Annotated in this window: 13 protein-coding genes; 5 read left to right on the top strand and 8 right to left on the bottom strand. The window is 67.1% G+C overall.

Features of this window, described 5'->3' with window-relative positions; translation table 11 throughout:
- Nucleotides 1-3: 3 nt before the first annotated feature.
- Complete coding sequence (locus ACSBQT_RS15670) at nucleotides 4-819, bottom strand: hypothetical protein (protein WP_172175322.1); 816 nt, start codon at nucleotides 817-819, stop codon at nucleotides 4-6.
- Between the two features lie 127 nt (nucleotides 820-946).
- Here ACSBQT_RS15670 and ACSBQT_RS15675 point away from each other — a divergent pair, with 127 nt between their 5' ends.
- A complete protein-coding gene (locus tag ACSBQT_RS15675) occupies nucleotides 947-1156 on the top strand; it encodes a DUF3073 domain-containing protein (RefSeq protein WP_264800667.1) in 210 nt (69 codons plus the stop codon).
- Between the two features lie 290 nt (nucleotides 1157-1446).
- Here ACSBQT_RS15675 and purM read toward each other — a convergent pair whose 3' ends face one another.
- The 3 genes from purM to ACSBQT_RS15690 are packed head-to-tail and all read right to left on the bottom strand — an operon-like array spanning nucleotide 1447 to nucleotide 4575.
- Nucleotides 1447-2544 (bottom strand): phosphoribosylformylglycinamidine cyclo-ligase, encoded by a 1098-nt coding sequence (gene purM / locus ACSBQT_RS15680; protein WP_435002071.1) that lies wholly within the window; start codon nucleotides 2542-2544, stop codon nucleotides 1447-1449.
- 1 nt (nucleotide 2545) lies between these two features.
- Nucleotides 2546-4027, bottom strand: a complete 1482-nt coding sequence (gene purF, locus ACSBQT_RS15685) for an amidophosphoribosyltransferase (RefSeq protein WP_435002072.1) — start codon at nucleotides 4025-4027, stop codon at nucleotides 2546-2548.
- A 44-nt stretch (nucleotides 4028-4071) separates the two neighbouring features.
- A complete protein-coding gene (locus ACSBQT_RS15690; RefSeq protein ID WP_435002073.1) occupies nucleotides 4072-4575 on the bottom strand; it encodes a hypothetical protein in 504 nt (167 codons plus the stop codon).
- 191 nt (nucleotides 4576-4766) lie between these two features.
- On the opposite strand from ACSBQT_RS15690, the gene ACSBQT_RS15695 reads away from it, so the two are divergent.
- Nucleotides 4767-5744 (top strand): universal stress protein, encoded by a 978-nt coding sequence (locus ACSBQT_RS15695; protein WP_435002074.1) that lies wholly within the window; start codon nucleotides 4767-4769, stop codon nucleotides 5742-5744.
- Between the two features lie 12 nt (nucleotides 5745-5756).
- Here ACSBQT_RS15695 and ACSBQT_RS15700 read toward each other — a convergent pair whose 3' ends face one another.
- The 4 genes from ACSBQT_RS15700 to ACSBQT_RS15715 are packed head-to-tail and all read right to left on the bottom strand — an operon-like array spanning nucleotide 5757 to nucleotide 9661.
- Entirely contained in the window at nucleotides 5757-6650 is an 894-nt protein-coding gene (locus tag ACSBQT_RS15700; RefSeq protein WP_435002075.1) for an EamA family transporter, read from the bottom strand.
- Nucleotides 6651-6675: 25 nt separating this feature from the next.
- A complete protein-coding gene (locus ACSBQT_RS15705; RefSeq protein WP_435002076.1) occupies nucleotides 6676-8118 on the bottom strand; it encodes an aldehyde dehydrogenase family protein in 1443 nt (480 codons plus the stop codon).
- A 2-nt stretch (nucleotides 8119-8120) separates the two neighbouring features.
- Complete coding sequence (locus ACSBQT_RS15710) at nucleotides 8121-8516, bottom strand: sterol carrier family protein (protein WP_435002077.1); 396 nt, start codon at nucleotides 8514-8516, stop codon at nucleotides 8121-8123.
- Complete coding sequence (locus tag ACSBQT_RS15715) at nucleotides 8516-9661, bottom strand: asparaginase (RefSeq protein ID WP_435002078.1); 1146 nt, start codon at nucleotides 9659-9661, stop codon at nucleotides 8516-8518. Before ACSBQT_RS15715 ends, ACSBQT_RS15710 begins: the two co-directional genes overlap by 1 nt.
- 33 nt (nucleotides 9662-9694) lie before the next feature.
- Between ACSBQT_RS15715 and purD the strand changes: the two genes are divergently transcribed.
- The 3 genes from purD (at nucleotide 9695) to ACSBQT_RS15730 (ending at nucleotide 15213) form a co-directional block, all read left to right on the top strand.
- Complete coding sequence (purD, locus tag ACSBQT_RS15720; RefSeq protein ID WP_435002079.1) at nucleotides 9695-11935, top strand: phosphoribosylamine--glycine ligase; 2241 nt, start codon at nucleotides 9695-9697, stop codon at nucleotides 11933-11935.
- A 356-nt stretch (nucleotides 11936-12291) separates the two neighbouring features.
- Nucleotides 12292-14010: an amidohydrolase gene (locus tag ACSBQT_RS15725; RefSeq protein ID WP_435002080.1), complete on the top strand. Its 1719-nt coding sequence runs from the start codon at nucleotides 12292-12294 to the stop codon at nucleotides 14008-14010.
- 15 nt (nucleotides 14011-14025) lie between these two features.
- Nucleotides 14026-15213 carry an ABC transporter ATP-binding protein gene (locus tag ACSBQT_RS15730; protein ID WP_435002081.1) on the top strand — a complete coding sequence of 396 codons (1188 nt, stop codon included), beginning with the start codon at nucleotides 14026-14028 and terminating at the stop codon, nucleotides 15211-15213.
- Nucleotide 15214 lies beyond the last annotated feature (1 nt).

A 15214-nucleotide genomic window follows, 5' to 3' on the forward strand; every position in this document is an offset into this window, starting at 1 on the left:
AGGTCAGGAGCTGCGGGCGTAGAGGTTGAGCTGCTCCCAGCCGGCCGCATACTTCTGGAAGGCGGCGACCGCGGACTCGGAATCGTTGTTGCTCAGTGCCGTGACCCACGAGTCGACGAGTTCCGCAGCTTCGCTCGGCCACAGCACATCGGACATCCCGCCGAGGTCGAGTTCGAGGACCGAGTTCATGTCGAAGGTGTCGATCCACTCGGCCAGAACCGAGGTCTGCTCGACCATATCGACGACCTTCGAGGTGTCCGCGATCGTCTCCGAAGCCCATTCCATGCGCGCCGAGGCGGCCAGGATGTCCGTGCGGATGAGTACGCGGAGCCCCTCGTCGGTCTCCTCGGTGATGATCTGGTCCTCGGTCAGGGAGAAGAACAGCCACCACGACGGCGGCACGTCCCAGGCAGAGACCCGGGTGAAGATCCGCGTGTCCTTGGCATCCTGGAGCCACTCCGCACGACGGCTGGCGGCACGCCGGCGAGCGGACTTCGGAGCGACGATGTCCAAGGTCGCCTTCGAGGTGTGCTCGGCCAGCGAATCGAGCGCCTCCCATCCGCGGATGTCCTCCTGAGCAGGGCAGAAGCGGTCCACCCCGTCCGCGGTCTGAGACGCCGGAAGGTAGATCGGAGTGCGCCGAAAGGAATCAGCCACGGGCGAAGGCGGCAGGGAGATCAAGCGCTTGTCAGCGTCGTGGGAAATCTGCTCCTCAATGCGTGACCGGTTGTCCTCCACCTGCCTGTCTTGCAATTCGGAATGCACCACAAGGGGTTCGAAGATCCGCAGGGTGACGACATAATCGCGACGGTAGGCCATGGGTTCAGCCTATCCAAGGTCCACTCACAAAATGGAACTTCCCAGTATGAACAGGTAGGATTTAAGCGCATAGCAGAGATCTAGTCCGGGGCCATTCGCCCCATTGACGACGGAGGGGGTCACGCCAGTGGGTCGCGGCCGCGCAAAGGCAAAGCAGATCAAGGTAGCTCGGAAGCTGAAGTACTACAGCCCGGATACCGACCTTAATAGACTCCAGCAGGAGCTGGGCGCCGACGCGAGCAAGTCCGGTCCGTCCGATCCGTACGACGATGAACCCGACTACTCGGATTACGCCGACAAGTACAACGTCGACGATGACGACGAGTACGAGCGCTGAACTGGGATGAGTCCAGCCGCACACGGCTGATCTGACACGCACAGAGGGCGGGGACTTCGGTCCCCGCCCTCTGTCGTGCGCGCTGACGGTCGCGTGCCCGCCGAGGCGGCTGTGACCGAGGAGCATCACGCACCGTTGAGTGTAATTCCTCCACTCCCGCGTCCATCACACACCGCAAGCAGCACACCCCCGTGCAGGAACACGAGGGTGTGAGAGTACGGGTGAGGGATGCCCCGCGACCAGGCCAGCCGCTTGAGAGCTGCTGAGCCGCCGCGCGAGCCGCTCGAGTGCTACTGCAGGATCGCGGCGCCGCCGTCGACGCCCTTGGCGCCCTGCACATAGTAGGGATCGGTCGCCAGAGAACCGTCATCGGCAGCGACTTCGCCGAGCACCCAGGCTCCGGGGCTCGCCTTGAGCACACCGTCAACGGAGGCCGCGTCGACGACGAGGACCATGCCGACGCCGAGGTTCCAGGTGCGTTCGCGGTCGTCCTGCGGCACTCCGCCGAGGTCGCCGAGCACGGAGAACACCGCCGGGGCCTCCCACGAGGCACGCGACATCTTCGCGACCAGACCCTGCGGAAGAACCCTGGCCACATTGGCCGAGAGTCCTCCGCCGGTGACGTGCGAGACCGAGTGCACCGCATCGGGCAGTGCGTCGAAGAGAGCGGCGAGCTCTCCGGTGTAGACATGAGTGGGAACGAGCAGCTCCGCACCGAGGGTGCGCCCGAACTCCGAGACATGCTTATCCAGGCCCCATCCCGCCTCGGCGATGATGTGGCGGACCAGGGAGTAGCCGTTGGAGTGGATGCCCGAGGACGGCAGACCGATGAGCACGTCACCGGCACGGACCTTCTCGGGTCCAAGCAGCTTCGAGGCCTCGACGACACCGGTGGCGGCACCGGCGACATCGTACTCATCGACTCCGAGCAGCCCCGGGTGCTCGGCGGTCTCCCCGCCGACCAGGGCGACACCGGCCGAGGCACAGGCGTCGGCGATTCCCCGCACGATATCGGCGATGCGTTCGGCCACGACCTTGCCACAGGCGATGTAGTCGGTCATGAACAGGGGTCGGGCACCGCAGACGATGATGTCGTCGACGACCATGCCCACAAGGTCGTAGCCGATGGTGTCGTGCTTATCCATGGCCTGAGCGATGGCGACCTTCGTGCCCACTCCGTCGGTCGACGAGGCGAGCAGCGGACGCTCGAAGTCCTTGAGCACGGAGACGTCGAAGAGTCCGGCGAATCCGCCCATCCCACCGACGACCGAGGAGTTGTGGGTGGCCGAGACGGCGGCCTTCATGAGTTCGACGGCGCGGTCTCCGGCCTCGACGTCGACGCCTGCGGCGGCATAGGTGGTGGACTTCGGGTTCGCGTCGGAACTCAACTCAGCATCCTTTGTCGGCGGGGGTGTTGTTGACGGGAATCGGGTATTCGCCCGAGAAGCAGGCGGTGCACAGCTGGCTGCGCTCCTGCTGGGTGGCGGCAATCATGCCGTCCAGAGAGATATAGCCCAGAGAGTCAGCGCCGAGGTTCTCGCAGATCTCGTTCGTGGTCAGGCCGTTGGCGATGAGCTCGGCACGGGTGGCGAAGTCGATGCCGTAGAAGCACGGCCACTTCACCGGCGGGGATGAGATGCGCACATGGACCTCGGCCGCTCCGGCCTCCCGCAGCATGCGGATCAGGGCGCGCTGAGTGTTTCCGCGCACGATCGAATCGTCGACGACGACGAGGCGTCGGCCCTCGATGTTCTCCCGGATCGGGTTGAGCTTGAGGCGGATGCCCAGCTGCCGCAGGGTCTGCGAAGGCTGGATGAAGGTGCGTCCGACATAGGCGTTCTTCATCAGCCCCTGGCCGAACGGGATGCCCGAGGCCTCGGCGTAGCCGACGGCCGCAGGGGTGCCCGATTCCGGGGTGGCGATGACGAGGTCGGCGTCGACCGGGTACTCCTCGGCCAGCTGGCGGCCCATCTGGGTCCGTGCGGCGTGGACGTTCTTGCCGTTGAGCTTGCTGTCGGGACGCGCGAGGTAGACGTATTCGAAGACGCAGCGAGCTTGGCTCGGTTCGGCGAAGCGGTGCGAACGCAGACCGTCTTCGTCGATGGCGATGAGCTCACCGGGTTCGATGTCGCGGACGAACTTAGCACCGACGATGTCGAGTGCCGCGGTCTCCGAGGCCACGACCCAGCCGTTCTCCAGCCGGCCCAGCGACAGGGGTCGGACCCCGTGCCGGTCACGCGCGGCGTAGAGGGTGTGCTCGTCCATGTAGACCAGCGAGAACGCGCCTTCGACATGCGGCAGCAGACTCAGCGCCGCCTCGGTGAGGTTCTCTCCGTCTTCGGTCGCGAAGAGCTCGGTGACCAGGGAGGTGTCATTCGAGGAATCACGGAAGGGCCGGGTGCGGGCCGACTTCTTCGTGGCCTCCTCGACGACCTTCGTCGCGTGGTCGCGGCGGGCATCGGCTATGGCTTCGAGAGCGTCGAAGTTCGTCAGATTGCCGTTGTGCGCCAGTGCCACGGTGCCGAACGGCGTCGGCCCCAGAGTGGGCTGAGCATTCTCGAACGACGGGGATCCGGTCGTCGAATACCGCGTGTGCCCGACGGCGATATGGCCCTGCAGAAGCTCGAGATCGCGCTCATGGAAGACCTGGGAAACCAGGCCCATGTCACGGTAGATGAGGATCTGCTTGCCGTTGCTGGCAGCGATTCCCGCAGATTCCTGTCCGCGGTGCTGCAGGGCATAGAGCCCGAAGTAGGTGAGTTTGGCGGTTTCCTCGCCGGGGGCCCAGACTCCGAACACACCGCATTCATCCTGCGGTCCGCGGTCCTGGGGGTCGATTTCGTGCGTCAGCTGCCCGTCTCCTCTTGCCACGAGTGAAATTGTCTCATACCCGCAACTGCGCTCTGACCCGGTGCTCAGACTGTGGAACCGGGGGCCGAATCCCGTCCGGTTTCCGCGTCGTCCTCGTCGTCGGCTGCGGGCTGAGCATGCGTGTCGGCTGCGGGTGCGGAGTCCGTGTTCGCCGAGGCGGCCGTGCCCTCGTCGGCACCGGCGTCGGGGTCCTCAGCCGCTCCGGCATCCGGGTCCTCCCCGCGGGCTTCGGCGATGCGGCGGCGTGCGATCTCCTTCGGATCGTCGACCATGTCGATCTGCGCATCGACCCGGAACTCCCTCGCCTTCTTCCGTCCCCTCCAGTCGAGGATGAGGGCGACGAGTCCGCCGAGGAACAGTCCGCCGATCCCGAGGACGAGCAGCATCAGGCCCACCCCCTTGGCCACCGTATAGCCCATCGGCATATCGGCCGGGTCGACGAAGATCGCGAGGATTCCAGCGATCGCGATGCCGAGCACCGCACCGATGCCCATGAACACCGAGTACTTGGGGCTGCGACGGACGGAGACGTCGATCTGGTCCTTCATGATCTCCTTGGACACGTGGCCGGATGGGGCCGATGGATCGCCGGGAATGCCCCGGAACAACAGGTCCCGAACAGTCTAGTCGAGTCAGCCTGAGGTTCTTCCCAGGCAGTCTCACGCCACTTCCCATAAACTGGACACAACTAAACTGGACTCACCCAGGTTGACGGTCACTGAAGACAGAGGTTTGCGATATGTCCCACACGATCATCGTCGGCATCGACGGTTCCGACAACGCCGAATGCGCCCTGCAGTGGGCGATCACGCACGCACAGAAGACCTCCGCAGAGATCCGCATCGTCTCCGCCTACACCGTCCCCGGCGTCAATATGAGCCAGGCCGATATCGTCTACCCCGCCGATTTCGACGACGCCGTGAAGAAGACCGTCGAAGACATCGCCGAGGCGGCCGCCGCCACCGTCACCAAGGCCGGCGTTCCCGTGTCGACGACGATCGTGCCCGGTGACGCCTCCGGAGTGATGGTCGAGCATTCGAAGAACGCCGCCCTCGCCGTCGTCGGCGCCCGCGGTCGCGGCGGATTCGCCGGTCGCCTCCTCGGATCCGTGGCCCTGGCCATGCCCGCGCACTCGCAGTGCCCCACCCTCGTCGTCCCGAGCACGTGGCCGACCCGGATCATGCCGACGACTCCCCTGCCCATCGATGATCCCGTCCGCACGACCGATGATCCCTCCGCCGAGGCGGACGGACGGTCGCGTCCCGACTTCTCCGGTGAGGTCGTCGCCGCCGTCGATCCCTTCGAGACCGACACCCCGGTGCTGCGTGCCGCGGCCGCTCAGGCCGCGATCTACGGTGTTCCGCTGCGCCTCGTCGGGGTCACCGCCACGCATATCCTCTCGCCCGAGTGGATGCCCAGCGAGGAGCATCTCATCCGGATGTACGACGAGGCGGCGAAGGCCTTCACCGCTGCTGCCGAGTCGCTCAAGGGAGACTTCCCCGATCTCGAGGTGCGGTTCTCGATCTTCGATGCACCTGCCACCGAGGTGCTCGTGTCGGCCACGTACACCGCCGATCTCCTGGTCATCGGCTCCCGTGGCCGCGGCGGGTTCGTCGCCACCGTCCTCGGGTCGACGTCGCAGGGCGTGCTCTCCCACGCCGTGTGCCCGGTGCGGGTGGTGCGGGTCAACCGCCGCCAGCCCGGCCGCCGCCGCTGATCCGCGGCCCTCTCATCCGAGGGCGATGAGCCCGATGCCTGCGACCACGATGAGGGCACCGACGAGTTTGAGCACCACGTTCCTCTCTCCGAAGAACCACCACGCCAGCAGGGTGCCGACGATGATTGAGGTCTCCCGCACAGGGGCCACGAGCGCCACCGGTGCCTGCTGCATCGCATAGAGGACGAGCACATACGCCAGGGGCGAGAGGATCGCCACGGTCACGAGCGCGCGTTTGTGGCTCGTCAGGATCTCTCTGAAATCGGCGCGCTTCTCCCGCCCGCCGGGAAGCGCGAAGACTCCCGCGGTCATGATCAGCCCGACGCAGGCTTCGGAGACGGCGAAGTAGAGCAGCGGAGAGTCGCTGACATGATTGACGGCGAAGTCGTCCCACAGCGTGTATGAGGCGATGAACGCCCCGATCAGCCCACCCCAGGTCAGGCCCCGGCGCAGACCGTCACCGCTGGTGGTGCCGTCGCCGCCACGGGGACGGATCGTGACGACAGCGATTCCCGCGATGACGGTGAAGGCTCCGACCACCTCGGCGAGGGTGGGACGCTCACCGAGGAAGGCCACGGCGATGATGATCGTCACGACCGGCCCGATGCCGCGCGCCGTCGGGTAGACGACGCCGAGCGGGGCGTGATCGTAGCCGGACTGCAGGGCCACGGAATAGGCGATGTGGAAGACCGCGCTCAGCGCCGCCGCACCGACCAGACCCCAGTTCAGCGACTGGGTTCCGGTGGCGATGATGACGGCCGCGACCGGGGCGAGCAGGAGCGCTGAGAGCCCGTGGTAGGCGAGCACGAAGGCATAGCCCTTGCCGGTGACGGACTTCGCGGCGAGGTTCCAGACGGCGTGGGCGACAGACGCGATGAGGACGAGCCCGAGGACCGGGAAGGTCACCTCAGCACCGCCCTCCTCTGCACCGTCACAGTCTGATGGCGACGGTCTTCGTCTGCGTGTATTCGTCGAGGGCTTCGATGGATTTCTCGCGTCCGTAGCCGGACTTCTTGAACCCGCCGAAGGGCAGTTCGACTCCCCCGCCGGCACCGTAGGTGTTGACGAAGATCTGACCGGCATCGACCTCGGCGGCCAGTCGGTGGGCACGGGAGATGTTCTGCGTCCACAGGGCCGAGACCAGACCGTAGTCGGTGCCGTTGGCCAGGGCCACGGCCTCGTCGTCATCGGCGAACGGCAGGGTCACGACGACGGGACCGAAGACCTCCTCCTGGGCGATCCGGGACGCCGGGTCGACGGAGTCGACGATGGTCGGGGTGATGAACGCCCCGGCCGCAAGGTCGTCGGCGAGCCCGTCGGGCCGTGTTCCGCCGGTGACGATCTGCCCGGAATCGACTGTGGTGAGGAACCCGTCCACCCGCTCGTGCTGCTTGGCCGAGATCAGGGGCCCGAGCATCGGGTCGTCGAGGCCGTAGCCGATGGTCACCTTCGCCATGGCCGCGGCCATCTTGTCGACGACCTCGGCGTGGATGTCGCGGTGGACGATGAGCCGGGATCCGGCCGAGCAGGTCTGCCCGGCGTTCTGGATGATCGAGCGCACCAGCGACGGGATCGCCGCATCGATATCGGCATCGGGGAAGACGATGTTCGCGGACTTCCCACCGAGTTCGAGGACCGTGGGCACGACTCGATCGGCGGCGGCGTGGGCGATGGCCGAACCGGTCTGCGTCGACCCGACGAAGCCCAGATGTGCCACCCCGGGGTGGGCGCTCAACGCCGCTCCCGCCTCGGCGCCGAGTCCGGTGACGACGTTGAAGGCTCCGGCCGGGAAGCCCACGGAGTGGATGAGTTCAGCCAACCGCACGGTCGAGCGCGGGGTCTCGTCCGCGGGTTTGGCGACGGCGCAGTTGCCGGTGGCCAGCGAGGTGGCGGCGGCACGGCCGATGAGCTGGAGCGGATAGTTCCAAGCCACGATGTGCCCGGTGACGCCGAAGGGCTCTCGGCGCGTGTAGACGTGCATGTCCTCGGCCAGCGGGATCGCGTGACCATAGTAGGACTCGATGGTGTGCCCGTAGAACTCGAAGTAGCGGGCGCACACGTCGACGTCGGCATAGGCCTGGGTGAGCGGCTTGCCCGTGTCCTCGGATTCGATGCGGGCCAGATCGTCGCGGTTGGCGGTGATGACGGCCGCGGTGGCGATGAGCAGGCGGGAGCGCTGTTCGGGGCTCGAGCGCTTCCATTCCTGCTGTGCCTTCGCCGCAGCCTGCACCGCCCGATCGACTTCATCGGCCCCGGCGCGGGCGATATCGCCGAGCTGACCGCCGGTGGCCGGGTCGATATTGGCGTAGGTGAGCAGGGACGGCACATGCCGCCCGCCGATGAACGACGTCGTCTGCGTGATCTGTGCGCTCATGCTCAGGCCTCGAGTTCTGCAGGAGTGAAGAGGGGCAGGAAATCGCCGAGGTCGGCTCGAGTTCCCGAGGCATCGATGTCCCCGGCGGCGAGGGCGGTCGCGAAGTCGGTGCGTCCGGTGACCAGGCCCAGCCACACCTCGGCGGAGGTCTCGACGACGTTCGGCGGGGTGCCGCGGGTGTGCCGGGGACCGGCGATGCACTGGGTGACGCCGAACGGCGGGACCCGGACTTCGACGCTGTTGCCTTCGGCGCGGGAGGCGAGCTCTTCGAGGGTGAAGCGCACTGCGGTGGCGGTGGTCGATCGGTCGGCCGGGGCCGCGTCGAGCCTCGCCTGCGTCAGCCACATCTCGAGTGCGCTGCGCCCCTGAGCGGGGTCGATCCTTCTGCGAATCGCCATCAGTCCCTCTTCCTCTCACCGATTGTGGCAATATCTTCCCCGAGCTCCAGGCGTCCGACAACGTTCGTCCGCCCCTCGGAATCCGTGCCCCCGGTGACCCGGTCCGTGATCGCTGCGATCACGGCGTCCACAGTGTCGTCCTCCGGCGCCGAGGCGGCTCCCGGTTCGGCGTCGAACGCTCCCGCCCGCTGGAGCAGGGTGAGGGCGACAAGTCCCGTGGCCCGGGAACTTCCGTCGAGGCATTTCACGGCGACGGCGTACCCGGTCCGGGTGGCCATGACGATGACTCCTTCGGCCCCGCCCTTGGCGAAGACGCCGAGTCGGTCGATGACGGTTGAATTCGGTCGGCCGTGTCCTTCGATCGTCCATGGGTCGGCGAAGACCGCCTCGGTGAGGGTGCGTGCTTCCTGCGCATAATCCGTCCACGCCTGCCCTGCGCTCTCCCCGATCTCCGAGGCGGCTGCACCGTCGACGTCGGAGCAGCCCCTCCGGACAACCCGGCCGATGGCTCGCGCCAGACCGGTGAGGCTGAGCGCGAACACGGGGGCTCCGCAGCCGTCGATGCCGACCGCGGACGGCTCTTCGGACGCAAAGGCGGCGACCACCTCGGCGACCTTCTGCTGCACGGGATGATCCGGGGACAGGTAGGTCGAGGTGTCGGCGCCGATGGCGCGAGCGGCGGCGAGGAACGCAGCGTGCTTGCCGGAGCAGTTGAAGTACAGGGGCGAGCGCGGGTCGGTGCTGTCCTCCCCAGCGGCCCGGGCCTCCTCCTGCAACTGACGACGGAAGGCGCCGTCGGCGGGATGGGCGGACGGGCACTGCAGGTCGGATACGCTCAGCCCTGCTGTCTCCAGCATCGTTTCGACGACCTCGACGTGCCCGGCTTCGGACTTGTGCGAGGCGGCGGCCAAGGCCGCGGCGGGACCGGTCAGCTGTGCTCCGAGGCTCATCGCGGCGATCGCCTGCAGCGGTTTGAGACTCGAGCGTGTGAACACTGCAGCCTCGGGGGAACCCAGGCTGATCAGCGGAGATCCCTCCGGGTCGAGGACGACCGCGGACCCGATGTGCCGGGATTCGATGAAGCCGGAGCGCTCGACGACGGCGAGCTCGGCGGCCTGTGCGGGGGTGAATGTCGAGAAGGTCACGCACTCAAGCCTACGACCCTTTAGGCTGGTGGCGTGAAGGTTCTTGTCATCGGTTCGGGCGCCCGCGAACACGCCCTCGTCCTCGCTCTCTCGCGCGACCCGCAGGTCGACGCCATCATCGCCGCTCCCGGCAATCCCGGTATCGCGCAGATCGCCCACACCGAGGCGGTCGATGCCTCGGATGCCGCCGCCGTGACCGCGCTGGCTGAGACCCTCGACGTCGATCTCGTCGTCATCGGGCCCGAAGCCCCGCTGGTCGCCGGAGTTGCGGACGCTCTGCGCGAAGCCTCCTTCCCCGTCTTCGGCCCCAGCGCCGAAGCCGCGCACCTCGAAGGCTCGAAGGCGTTCGCGAAGGAGGTCATGGAGTCCGCGAACGTGCCGACTGCACGCACCGTCGTCGCCTATTCGACCGACGAGGCGGCGGCCGCGCTGCGCGAATTCGGTGCCCCGCACGTGGTCAAGGCCGACGGCCTGGCCGCCGGCAAGGGAGTCGTCGTCACCGATGACTTCGACGCCGCGCTGACGCATGCGAGCTCCTGCCTCGAGGTCTCCGACCGGGTCGTCATCGAGGATTATCTCGACGGCCCCGAGGTCTCCCTGTTCGTCCTCTGCGACGGAAAGACCACCGTGCCGCTGGCTCCGGCGCAGGACTTCAAACGCATCGGAGACGGTGACACCGGCCCGAACACGGGCGGAATGGGCGCGTATTCGCCGCTGCCATGGCTGCCTGCCGGCACCGTCGACGAGATCATCGACACCGTCGCCCAGCCGGTCGTCGATGAGATGGCCCGCCGCGGCACTCCGTTCACCGGACTCCTCTACTGCGGACTCGCGCTGACGTCGAAGGGCCTGCGCGTCATCGAGTTCAACGTCCGCTTCGGCGATCCGGAGACCCAGTCGGTGCTCGCCCGCCTGTCCAGCTCCCTGGGCCAGACGCTGCTCGCCGCTGCCGAAGGCCGCCTGAACGAGACCGCACCCCTCGAATGGGATCCGCGCTCCTCGGTGACCGTGGTCATGGCCGCCGAGAACTACCCGGGCACGCCGAGCACCGGAGACATCATCCGCGGACTCGACACCGCCGCGACCCTGCCCGACATCAGCGTCCTGCACGCGGGCACGAAACTCGCGACCGGTCCCAGCGGCGGATTCGCCCCCGAAGACGCCGTGATCACGAAGGACATCGCCGAGACCGGAGACATCGTCACCTCCGGCGGCCGCGTGCTCTCCGTCGTCTCGCTCGGTGACGACCTCGACGATGCCCGGGCGAAGGCCTATGCCGCGGTCGACCAGATCAAGTGGGACGGTGAGCAGCACCGCACCGATATCGCCGAGGCGGCCGCCGCCGGACGTATCGAGCTCGCCTCCGGATACGCCGCCCCCGCACCGGTCGCCCCGGTGCTGCCGGGCTGGAAGCACATGTACTCGGGGAAGGTCCGCGACCTCTACATTCCCGCCGACGCCGTCGATGCCGCGAGTGCCGAACAGCTGCTCATGGTCGCCTCGGACCGGATCTCCGCCTATGACTGGGTGCTCGACTCGGAGATCCCGGACAAGGGCAAGGTGCTCACGGGACTGAGCCTGTGGTGGTTCGATCAGCTCGCCGATGTCATCGGCAATCATGTCATCAGCTCGGATGTGCCAGAGGCCGTGGCCGGTCGCGGGCTGATCGTTAAGAACCTCTCCATGTTCCCCGTCGAATGCGTAGCTCGCGGCTATCTCACCGGTTCGGGAATGTCGGACTACCGGGCCACCGGATCGGTCTGCGGCATCCAGCTGCCGGCCGGACTCGTCGAGGCCGATCGCCTCGAGCCGCCGATCTTCACTCCGGCAACGAAGGCTGAGCTCGGCGAGCACGATGAGAACGTCAGCTTCGAGGCCGTCGCCGCGACCGTCGGGACCGAGACCGCGGAGAAGCTGCGCGACCTGACCGTGGAGATCTACCAGCGTGCCGAGCAGATCGCCCGGGAGCGCGGGATCATCCTCGCCGACACGAAGTTCGAGTTCGGAACCCTGGCCGACGGCACGATCGTGCTCGGCGACGAGGTGCTCACGCCGGACTCCTCCCGCTTCTGGGACGCCGAGGGCTATGAGGCGGGCAAGGCTCAGTCGAGCTTCGACAAGCAGTTCGTCCGCGATTGGCTGACCGAGGAGTCCGGCTGGGACAAGGCATCGGACACTCCTCCCCCGGCACTGCCCGCTGAGGTCGTCGAGAAGACCCGTGCCCGCTATATCGAGGCATTCGAGAAGCTCACCGGGGAGACCTTCCCCGGCTGAAGCGCTCCGCTCTCAATCCCACAGAAGCCGCGGGGCATCGACGACAAGTCGGTGCCCCGCGGCTTCGTCGTCCCCTCCTCCGGCCCGCATCAGCCAGCGACCTCTCGCCGCCGCCCGCCTTCGCCGACAGCCGAGCCGCCAACGACTCCTGTGCGAATATCGCAGTGTGAGACGCTGAATCAGCGCTACTGACAATCCGTGTTGCAGTTTCCCTCACTTGACGCACATTTCTGCAACGGAATCAGTGGAATCGCGGGGGAAGTTCCGCTAAGGTGACTTCACAGTGATCCACAACACACTCAGAGAGCGGGCTCTGCGATCCGCCTCTGACACGACACTTCAGTCGGGAGGCAGCATTGGACCTCGATATCCTCGACGTCGCGATCTTCGACGGTGAGGCTCTGCGCCCCGAGAATCGCGTGAGCATCCGCGATGGGATCATCACCGAGATCAGCACCGGACCTGCAGCTGTGCCTGCGTCGCGCACGATCAACGCCGCCGGCAAACTGCTCACTCCCGGCTTCGTCGATGCGCATGTGCACACGACCTTCGGCGGTCAGGAGGCCCTGGCCTGCGATATCAGCGGAGCGGACAGCCTCGAGGCGGCGCTGCAGATGATCCGCGACTATGTCGCCGAGACGACCCGTGACAGCGGCGCGACCGACCCCGCGAACGACTGGGTCATCGGCGGCGGATGGTCGATGGCCCACTTCCCCGGGGGTGACCCGACCGCCGACATCCTCGACGAGGTCTGTCCCGATCGGCCGGCGATCCTGCTCAGCGCCGACCACCACTCGGCCTGGGTGAATACGCGGGCGATGGCTGCGGCCGGACTCGACGAGACGTGCACGGCACCTGCCGGCGGCGTCATCGTTGCCGATTCCGCGGGCCGACCCACCGGGTGCCTGCACGAATCGGCCATCGACCTCGTTTCCGCCCACGTTCCCGCCGCCTCCGATGAGGAAGTCCTGGCGGGTCTGCGTGAAGGTCAGCGCTACCTCAACTCGCTCGGTGTGACCGCGTGGATGGACGCCATCGTCGGCGACTACGGCGGCCACCGCGACCCGTACGACACCTACGTCGGGGCAGCGGAATCGGGCGAACTCCGGTCCGAGGTCGTCGGCAGCCTGTGGTGGCCGCGCGGAGTCGAGGACATCGACGCCGAGGTGGCCCGACTGACCGATCTCGCACGCGTCGACGGTCGCTTCCGCGCCACCTCGGTGAAGTTCATGCTCGACGGGATCGTCGAGTCCCGGACCGCAGCGATGACGACGGAATATACGTGCACCTGCGGTGGATTCGGAACGAGCTATTTCACTCACGCCCACCTCGAGGCCTCGTTCGCGGCCCTCGATGCGGCCGGTTTCGACATTCACTGCCATGCGATCGGCGATGCCGCGGTCAAGGCCGCGCTCGACGCCTTCGAGGCCGTCCGCAGCCAGAGCACCGCCGGCCATGGGATGACCAGCGCAGCCGAGCCCGGCGAACGCCGTCACCATATCGCCCATGTCCAGGTCGTCGATCCCGCCGATGTTCCCCGCTTCGCCGAACTCGGCGTCACTGCGAACCTGCAGGCGCTGTGGGCCTGCCATGACGAGCAGATGATCGACCTCAACCTGCCCTTCCTCGGCGCCGAGCGCAGCGGTTGGCTCTATCCCTTCGGGTCTCTCAACCGCACCGGTTCCCATCTGGCGATGGGTTCGGACTGGCCGGTGTCGACGGCGAACCCGTGGGACGCGATCCATGTCGCCCTCAACCGCTCGCACCCGACCGCCGCGGATGAGTCGCCGCTGCTGCCCGACGAGGCGATCGACCTGATGACGGCGCTGCGTGCCTACACCGCGGGTTCGGCACACCTGTTGCGTTCGGCCGACAACGGCTGCATCCGCCCCGGTCAGCCGGCCAACCTCGCCTTGGCCAGCGCCAACCCCTTCACGCTGCCGCCGACCGATATCGCGGGGATCACGAACGAACTGACCATCTGCGACGGGCGCATCGTCCACGATGCCCTGCCGCCTCACACGCCGGCACCGACCACGCCGTCCGCCTCGACCACCACCGGCTCAGCCAGCTGAAGACGAAAGGCCATCATGACCAGTACAGCCACCTCGGTGCCCTCCGCGGAGACCGGACTCGACCATCTCGAGATCCAGGGCGTGAAGAAGGTCTTCGGCGACAACACCGCCATCGAACGCCTCGATCTGAGCGTCCGCAAGGGCGAATTCCTCTCCCTGCTCGGCCCCTCCGGCTGCGGAAAGACCACCCTGCTGCGGATGATCGCCGGTTTCGAAACCCCCACCGACGGTGCGATCCTGCTCGCCGGCAAGGACATCGTGTCTCTGCCGCCGCACCGCCGTCCGGTCAATACGGTGTTCCAGTCGTACCTGCTGTTTCCGCATATGAACATCGCCGACAACATCGCCTACGGGCTCAAGCAGGCGAAGGTCCCGAAACCGGAGATCGCGCAGCGGGTCCGCGACGCCCTCGCCCTTGTGCAGATGGAGGACTTCGCCGGACGCAAGCCCGAGCAGCTCTCCGGCGGTCAGCAGCAGCGCATCGCCCTGGCCCGTGCTCTCGTCAATCGCCCGCAGGTCCTCCTCCTCGACGAGCCGATGTCGGCACTCGACAGGAAGCTGCGTGAGGAGATGCAGCTCGAGCTCAAACGCCTCCACACGAAGCTCGACACGACCTTCGTCTTCGTCACCCACGATCAGGATGAGGCACTGGCGATGAGCGATCGCATCGTCGTCATGTACGACGGAGTCATCCAGCAGATCGGGTCCGGTGAGGACATCTACGCGAATCCGCACAACGGCTTCGTCGCGGGCTTCATCGGCAAACAGAACTTCATTCCCGCCGAGGTGGCGTCGACCGATTCGTCGGCCGTGACCCTGCGCACGGCCAACGCCGTGCTCACTGCCCCGACGCGGACGCTCAGACCGGCCACCGCCGCCGGAGAGCCACGTGATCTCGAGGTCGGTGACCGAGTGCGCGCGGCCATCCGTCCCGAACGAATGCACGTCGCCCCGGCGGGCGAGAACTCCGGGGAGGCGAACACGGCGCGCGGTTCCGTCATCTCGTATTCGTTCCTCGGCGATGTCATCCAGTACATGATCGTCGTCGGCGACAACGATGAGCTCCTCGCCCGCGTGCCTGCCGCCGGGCGGGAGCCGATCAGCGCCGGCACCGAGGTGGAGCTGAGCTGGGACGCCGACGCCGTGGCCGTGTACGACCGTGAGCCGAACGCGGTCACGTCCCTCCTCGAAGGCGGTGCCTGAA

The organism is Brevibacterium sp. H602, from assembly GCF_051172395.1.
GTDB lineage: Bacteria > Actinomycetota > Actinomycetes > Actinomycetales > Brevibacteriaceae > Brevibacterium.